General features: G+C 75.7%; 1 protein-coding gene. It reads left to right on the forward strand.

What is annotated here, in order from left to right:
• The coding region (locus QH283_RS01040) for a condensation domain-containing protein (RefSeq protein ID WP_280501143.1) at positions 1 to 1521 on the forward strand (1521 nt) is incomplete at both ends.

Raw genomic sequence — 1521 nt, forward strand, 5'->3', positions numbered from 1 at the left:
CGCCGCCGCTGGCATCGTCGTGCGGGCCCGCGACATCTTCGAACGCAAGACCGTCCGCGCCCTGGCCCGGGTCGCCGGGTCGGCGAACCCGACGGAACTGGCGGAACTGCCCGGCGGCGGCGTGGGCGACATCCCCGCCACCCCCATCCTGCGGTGGTTCGCCGAACACATCGGCCGCGCCGACCGCTTCGCCCAGTCCGTGCTGGTCCGCCTGCCGGGCGATGCCCGCCCCGCCGATGTGACCGCCACCGTGCAGGCTCTGCTCGACCGGCACGACGCCCTGCGCGCCCGCTGGCACGACGACCACCTGCTGGTGCCACCCGCGGGCGGGATCGACGCGGCCGAGGTGATCGAGGTGCGCACCTTCGGAGCGGGGGAGGAACCGGGCACCGACGGCTTCACCGCCCTCGTGGAATCGGCCCTGCGCCAGGCGTCCGACCGGCTCGACCCCGCCGAGGGCCGCATGGTCGACGTGGTGTGCCTGCTGCCCGAGCCCGGCGTGTCCGCCCAGGGCCGGGCCCTGATCGTCATCCACCACCTGGTCGTCGACGGGGTGTCGTGGCGCATCCTGCTGCCCGACCTCGCCACCGCCTGGCAGCGGATCACCGCCGGACAGCCCGCCGACCTGCGCGCGCCGGGCACCTCCCTGCGCCGCTGGGCGCACGCCCTCGCCGACGCCGCGCCTGCCCGCGAACCCGAAGCGCCGCTGTGGCAGCGGATGAGCGCATCCGACGAGCCGCTGCTCGGCCGCGCCCCGCTGGACCCGGCGCTCGACACCCTCGCCACCGCCGGTGCGATCTCGGTGACGATCCCACCGGAGGTGACGACCGCGCTGCTGCACGCGGTGCCCGAATCCGTCCGTGGCACAACGGACGACGCCCTGCTCGCCGGTCTCGCGCTGGCCGTCCTCGACCGGCGTCGCCGGCGGGGCGGGGAGCACCGCGGCGTCGGCATCCTGCTGGAGGGCCACGGCCGGGAGGAGCAACTGGCCGCGGGCGCGGATCTGTCCCGCACGGTCGGCTGGTTCACCAGCACCTACCCGGTCGCCCTCGACCTCACCGACATCGACCCGGCCGACCCGCCCGCCGCGGTCAAGGCCGTCAAGGACCAGCTGCGCGCCATCCCGGACAAGGGCATCGGCTACGGCCTGCTGCGCCACCTGCACGCCCCCACCCGCGACCGGCTCGCCGCCGCGCCCGCCCCGCAGATCGCGTTCAACAACCTCGGCCGCGCGGGCGTCGACCTCTCGGCCCTGCCCGACCTGGCCTGGGCCCCGACCGGCGAGGACTACGACCACTACGGCGCCTTCGACCCGGACATGCCCCTCACGGCGGCGCTGACCGTCGACGCCCACATCGCCGACACCGCGTCCGGCCCCACCCTCGTCGCCCGATTCGGCTACGCCACAAGGCTGATCGACAGCGAAGAGGAGGCCGACCTCGACGACGCCTGGCAGCACGCCCTGCGCGCCATCGCCGCCCGCGCCGACCACGCCTGGCGTCTGTCCCGCGCCGACGTCCC

Origin of the sequence: Nocardia farcinica, assembly GCF_029867845.1 — a bacterium.
Taxonomy (GTDB): Bacteria; Actinomycetota; Actinomycetes; order Mycobacteriales; family Mycobacteriaceae; genus Nocardia; species Nocardia farcinica_A.